Here is a 6,549-nt window from a genome sequence, read left to right as displayed (position 1 = left end):
ATCCATCTGACAAACAGTTTGACAAAACAGTGACCGCCTTTTGTCAGTCAGTCAGGCCACCTGATTTAAAATCTCGAAACATTTCCTCAATATCAAAACGCTTTTGGTAAGCTATAATAGCTGTTTTTAAATCAACTAAGTTAGTTAAGATATACCAAGGTTCTTTTGTCTTAAAGCCTTTGTAGTTCCTTTTCCACTTAGCCGCAATATTGAAAGTCCCAAAGCCGGTTTGTTGAGTCACCTGTCGGTCATTGATAAAAAGCTTCATCCCAGGAGTTAAACCCCACTCTCTTAGTTCCTTATATAACCCCTTTTTGACTTTAATCTTTGTATTGCATTTCTGTCTTAAACAAAAGTATGTCCCTTTTTCTGATAGCCAAAAGCCCAACTTCGGTGAACAAAATTCTCTATCTCCTAGCACACACACTATATACTCATCTCTTTGCCCTAATAACAGCTCAATACTTTTCCCTAATACCTCTTGCTGTTCCTTGAGGTTACTACTTCCTTGTCTTGATGCAGTCGCTCATGGGGGAAACCCCCAAGACCGCGCTGCATCGCTTTTTTGATAAAAAAATCCAATATACTGGCCATGCTCTGTGGTTCCAAATTATACTTACCATCAAGATATTTATTTCTCCCCAGCTTGTTCTGTCTAAGGCCAGATATATCGTATCGGAGGGTTTAAACATACTCCTTAATAGACACTTTACACAGGGAAACCAAATTTTCTCCACACCTAAGTTTTTATTTCTCAAGAAACGCCGTAATTTCTGCCGACGACTTTCAAACAAAATTGGTAATGGTAGTGCTTCGGCTAACCACTCTAACTTCACTTGTTTAAATAATTGAAGACTTGCTACAACTAGAGTTAGTAATAGATAAGTACTGCGGTTGAGTTCTTTTTCCAGGGTTTTTTGGTATTCTTTTGCTATCATTTTCTTTAGATAGGTCGGCTTTGCTATATTTGACCTATCTTTTTTTAGGTCTGATTGCTGTATCTTATGCTACATCTACCTTTCCCCTACCTCTGTCGCCCTGCTAGGTCCAATAGGAGAAGTTTGTGCTGATTTGAGACAACACAGAGAGCAGAGAGCATCGAGAGCTTTTCTAAAAGCTCTCCCTAAACTATCAGCCTATTCACAATAATTGGTACAAAGCTAACTTCCCCAACCCCATCAGGTATAGCTAAGAGTACTTTTGAACAATTCCAAGCAATTCTATTTCTGACAACAAGTAGAGCTATGTCTACCCAACTGTCAGATTAGAAGCATATGGGTTATTTTTGTATTGTTATGTAGAAAAATCGGAAACTGCATAAAAGGTATGGACTCAACCAGAAGATAAGTAATTCGGAAACTGCATAAAAGTATGGACTCAACCAGATAAGTAATTGGGACTAAAAACCAATGGTATTAGTTAGGTTGCCAACAAACCCAAGCTCAAGAGGGTTGACCTAACTCTTGCTAGTCTTATAGAGCAGATTATGCCCAAAGAAAGGTAATGCTCATCCTTAGGATTGGTTTTGGTGCTAGCTGTGAGGAAGTACCCAAACGGGTACTGGCAATGCCTGAACTGGTTTCCCACAATGGAGCAAAAGGGGGTTAAAGTGATGCTGTCAAAGGTACCAGAGCAAAGTTGGCACCGAGTCCGTTGGGTGCTAGCGATTAGTTGGCTAATATTAATTGTCTCGTTGTTTTATGACCCGATCTCACATAATTTAACTGATCCTGATAATCTATTAAGCCTATTTCGGGATCCCATACTCACCCGAGACCCATGTGTTCAAGTCCAGGGAGTATGCCTGGATGAAAAACCCTATGCCCTGGGAGCGCGAATGTTCTGGGGCATGATCGTGCCTAGCGCCATCATGATTGTTTTGGTGTTCGGTCATGAGACTTGGCGACGCATTTGCCCACTTTACTTTCTGTCCCAAATTCCCAGAGCTTTGGGGTTACAGCCACAGGGGGATATCAGCAAAAATCCGTGGCTGGTTCGTAACCATTTATATGTGCAGTTTGCCATTTTCTTTATCGGGTTGAACTGCCGGATTCTATTTGTTAACTCTGACCGCTTGGTTCTGGGTTTGTTTCTGAGCTTGACTATCGTATCCGCCATAATGATGGTATTCCTCTATGGTGGCAGAAGTTGGTGTCATTATGTCTGTCCATTTGGGATGGTTCAGATGGTATTTACTGGACCACGGGGATTGCTTGGCACTGAAGCTCACAACGCACCGCCAAAAACCATTACCCAGTCCATGTGCCGCACCGTAGACCAAACCACAGGTATTGAAAAAAGTGCCTGTATCAGTTGTAAGTCTCCTTGTATGGATATCGATTCCGAAAAAGCCTACTGGCAACAACTGACTAAGCCTGGTCGGAAATTAGTCCAATATGGTTATTTAGGCTTGGTGATTGGCTATTTCGTTTACTACTGGTTGTATGCAGGAAACTTCGATTATTACCTGTCTGGGGCTTGGACCCATGAAGAGAATCAGTTAGGTGCGCTTTTCAAGCCAGGGTTTTACATCATGAATCACCCGATTGCGATTCCTAAACTGGTGGCAACTCCTCTTACCTTCGTTGTCTTCGTGGTCCTCAGTTGTCTAATTTGTACGAAGCTAGAAAAGCTATACAAAGCGGCTCTGTGGCGAAAAAATAAGTCTATCACTCACGAGCAGGTATTGCACCGAGTCTTTTCTATTTGTACATTTATTGCGTTTAACTTCTTCTTCATCTACGGGGGTCGTCCCGAAATTAATCGCTTCCCTGTTCTAGTGCAATTCCTGTTTCAGAGTTTAGTGATTCTGGTGAGCAGTTTATGGCTTTATCAAACTTGGGGTCGTAGTTCCAACCAATATACCCAAGAGAGTTTGGCCGACAAGTTGCGCCGTCAACTGAAGAAGCTACCCCTGGACTTCTCGGAATTTCTCGAAGGTCGTTCCGTGGATGATCTCAAACCTCAGGAATTACACATCCTGGCTAAAACCCTACCCGGTGCTAACCAACAATACCGCTTGGGGGTATACAAAGGGGTGCTAAGAGAAGCGATCCAAGCTGGACATGTGAATTCCGCTAGTAGTCTCGAGGTTCTCCAGCAGATCCGGGATGAACTGGGTATCAACGATCAGCAACATTATCAGGTTTTAGAAGAACTTGGTAAGGAGCAAGAAAACTTACCGATCTTGTATCCCCACTATGGACGGGATCCTTATAAAGTACTGAGCACCATCAAACAGCGCCAGAAGACTAGTACTTCTAACCAACGCACTATCCTCAGGGAATCCCGCAAGCAGAATCGCTCTGATAAGCGCACCAAGCTGCTAAAAGACCGCCAAAATGAGAATCAACCAGGTGATCAGGACTAGTCCTTGGTTTCCGAAGATAGTACATTCAACAGGGTGAGACGAGGAGGATATACCGGAAAAAAGAGAGAATTTTTCATAAAAAGAAAAAAAAAGGCTGATAATTATATAGCCACTGGTAAAACACTTACAAAACACTTACTGGTGGCTCAGGCCGAGGGTACTACCGATGAAGACAAGTTGATATCAGTTGTGAACTCACAATAGACAATCCCTTCATAAATTTCAGCAATTGATGCAATTGACCCAATTAGTTCGGTAATTTGGAGTGACACAAAACATGCTTACGACTACAGTCATCAACTACCAAACCAACGAGTTACAGGAAAAAACCCTGAAACCGGAAACTGGAATTCAAGGAGAGTATCTGATTGGCCGCCATCCAAGTTGTGACCTAGTCTTGGATAGTCCTGTAGTGAGTCGTGTACACGGCAGAATTCTATGTCAAGGAGGAAAGTATTACTTTACTGACCTCGGTAGCACAGATGGCTCTCGGATCAATAATGAGGAGGTAGATGTTAACCAAAACTGGCTCCTGAGAGAAGATGACATTATCCGCATCGGTGAATTTGTGTTGTTAGTCAAAGACCTACAGCTCTATGGCTCTAACCAGGAACCAAACCTAGTTGTAGATGGTAATAGCACTGGCATAAAGCAGTGGACTAAGGGTGAGATTACTGTCCGCTGTGTACAGGTCATTGATGAGACCGATGATGTGAAAACATTTCGCTTCGTTGCCGAACCACCAATACTGTTCAGCTACAAGCCAGGTCAGTTTGTCACTCTCGATTTGGAGATTGATGGCAAACCCGTGAAGCGTTCCTACTCCATCTCTTCGTCCCCCTCACGTCCTCATACTTTGGAAATTACTGTCAAGAGAGTTCCAGCACCACCAGACGCTCCTGATCTGCCAGCGGGTTTGGTGTCTAACTGGTTGCACGACAACATTAAAGTCGGGTCCGAGGTGAGATTAAATGGTCCAATGGGTAAATTTACCTGTGCTGACCATAGGGCTGATAAACTGCTGTTCATCTCAGCAGGTAGTGGCATTACCCCCATGATGTCGATGTCCAAATGGCTTTGTGATACCGGTGCTGATGTGGATGTTGTCTTTGTCCTCAGTGCTCGTAGCCCAAAAGACATCATCTTCCATCAGAAATTACAGTTGATGGCCGCTTTGCACCCTAATTTTAAGCTGGCGATTACCACCACTCGCCCAGAAATCAATCAAGCTTGGTCCGGTTATACCGGAAGACTCAATGAAGCCATGCTGGCAGAAATGGCTCCTGATTTTCGCGATCGCATTGTTTATGTCTGTGGTCCGAATCCCTTTATGGCAGGGGTGAAAGGGATGCTAGCGGGTCTGGACTTTCCGATGGAAAACTACAATGAAGAGAGCTTTGGCGGCAAAAAGCCCTCAAAAAAGAAAGCAACAGCAGCAACTCCTGAACCAGTCAAAGGGGAAGATCGTCCTAGACTACACCTAGTAGAATCACCATCAACCTCTAATGAACCCACTGTGGTCTTTGCTGAGTCTGGAAAAGAGGTCAGCTGTGATGCTGAGGATGTCATCCTAGATGTGGCGGAACAAGAAGGGGTACCATTACCAAGCGGTTGCCGCATGGGAGCCTGTGGTGCTTGTAAGCGCAAGCTTCTAGAAGGGAAGGTAGAGTATGATGAGGAGCCTGACGCTCTGGAAGACGAGGAACGGCAGGAAGGGATGATTTTGACTTGTGTGGCTCGTCCTGTAGGACGAGTAGTGGTTAGCGCTTAAACCTGTCAAGTCAAGGGTTGAATGACGAATGTAGCTTACTACTGATTAAAGTCAATAAAGCTAAAAGAGAAAAGGGAAAAGGTTTCATAACAGTTCAAATTTCGCCAAATACCTTTTCCCTAGCTGAAATATCCACAGTTTTGGGGAGTTATTAATCAAAATCCGAACTCTGTGAAGATTGTGACAATTAGGTTAACAAAACCTAATAATTTGTGAAAACTACTGGTCGTGATTAGTAACTCTGATTATGACCAAGAATTTTTTCTGTGAACATACGAGACTAATTTGTGAAGATCATCACCATCAGCTTGGCCAAATCGAATCAATAACAGAAACCAGATTAATAATAGGTACCAACTTAAAGTAGTAAACCTGACCTAGTCATAGTTTTAGCCTCTGGGGGATCGAGCTAATTATGGTCGGGATTTTGTCTGGGTTTACTATGGTAGCGGTAACTCTAATCATTACGATTCCCATTTTCTGTGAAACTTGTGAAAATATGGATATCTTTTGTGAATTTTTTTTAAATTATCAATAAGCGTTCTTAAAGTTATCAGTAATTTTACGGATGATAATTGACGTTTTTTGTGAAAATACGGATGATAAATGTGAAGGATTTAAATCTAGCCAAAAATTTTGACCTATGGATCAAGTACGGAGAACTCCCAAAGACTCAGAGTAATCAACCAGATCTAAGGAATTTATGGCCAGAGTCCCTAGTCTGTTTTGAGTCTGTTTTGGTACTTGATTCAACCGCAAGACGTCCGTGTTTTTACTGATAGTGTTCTCGAGAGACTATTTATCCTATAGGACTTACGCAAATCCCTCAATTTAACGCTACTTGTAGGGTGGGCAAAACCTTGCCCACCCTACCCATGGAGTCTGTGCGTAAGTCCTTTCCTAAATTTTATCCTAAATTGGTGAGACGACCTGATATCATCATTGCTTTTTCCTAGGTAACCAATCCGTTCGGCAACGACGTTTGGCTACCGTCCAATCTACCATCCAATTTTTAGACCTTTTGCATAAAAAGCCAACAACAGGCTGATAACTACTGTAGTTGCCTTGTAGAAATTGACTTTTTCAAAAGACCTTTTGCAAAACAACCAGTCACGGGTGTAAATATGAAAAATTTATTTTCGGCTCACCATCAAGGGCTGAAAAAACGACAGCATCTATCCTCACTCCTAACCATTGGAGTAACAACCGCAGGGCTATCCCTGGGCTTACCAGCACAAGCCATAGACCTGACACTAGACAACAGCGCTAATCTCTGGGTGGATCAAGCCTTAAGGGCAGTAGAAAATAACCCGCCATTGGGACCAACAGGAGCCTCCCGGGCTTATGGCATCTCTTAAAGGGTGACAACCGATCTACAATGCTTGCTGAATCAGGGACAGCGCATAAA

Annotated in this window: 5 protein-coding genes; 3 read left to right on the top strand and 2 right to left on the bottom strand. The window is 43.0% G+C overall.

What is annotated here, in order from left to right:
• Window positions 1–43: 43 nt before the first annotated feature.
• Together BJP37_RS36960 and BJP37_RS36955 are read right to left on the bottom strand one after the other, a co-directional pair.
• The gene (locus BJP37_RS36960) at window positions 44–388 is read right to left on the bottom strand and encodes a transposase (protein ID WP_229415376.1); all 345 of its coding nucleotides are present in this window, start codon (window positions 386–388) and stop codon (window positions 44–46) included.
• A 112-nt stretch (window positions 389–500) separates the two neighbouring features.
• The gene (locus BJP37_RS36955; protein ID WP_075901292.1) at window positions 501–938 is read right to left on the bottom strand and encodes a hypothetical protein; all 438 of its coding nucleotides are present in this window, start codon (window positions 936–938) and stop codon (window positions 501–503) included.
• Window positions 939–1,612: 674 nt separating this feature from the next.
• Here BJP37_RS36955 and BJP37_RS19670 point away from each other — a divergent pair.
• From BJP37_RS19670 to BJP37_RS19655, 3 genes are all read left to right on the top strand, one after another.
• The gene (locus tag BJP37_RS19670; RefSeq protein WP_229415375.1) at window positions 1,613–3,370 is read left to right on the top strand and encodes a 4Fe-4S binding protein; all 1,758 of its coding nucleotides are present in this window, start codon (window positions 1,613–1,615) and stop codon (window positions 3,368–3,370) included.
• Between the two features lie 277 nt (window positions 3,371–3,647).
• Window positions 3,648–5,141: an FHA domain-containing protein gene (locus BJP37_RS19660; protein WP_075901286.1), complete on the top strand. Its 1,494-nt coding sequence runs from the start codon at window positions 3,648–3,650 to the stop codon at window positions 5,139–5,141.
• Between the two features lie 1,124 nt (window positions 5,142–6,265).
• A complete protein-coding gene (locus BJP37_RS19655) occupies window positions 6,266–6,499 on the top strand; it encodes a hypothetical protein (RefSeq protein WP_075901284.1) in 234 nt (77 codons plus the stop codon).
• The last annotated feature ends 50 nt before the right edge of the window (window positions 6,500–6,549 follow it).

It is taken from the genome of Moorena bouillonii PNG (genome assembly GCF_001942495.1).
GTDB classification, from domain to species: domain Bacteria; phylum Cyanobacteriota; class Cyanobacteriia; order Cyanobacteriales; family Coleofasciculaceae; genus Moorena; species Moorena bouillonii.
Note: the sequence above shows the minus strand (reverse complement) of the source record. Positions and strands in the feature narration are given on the sequence as shown.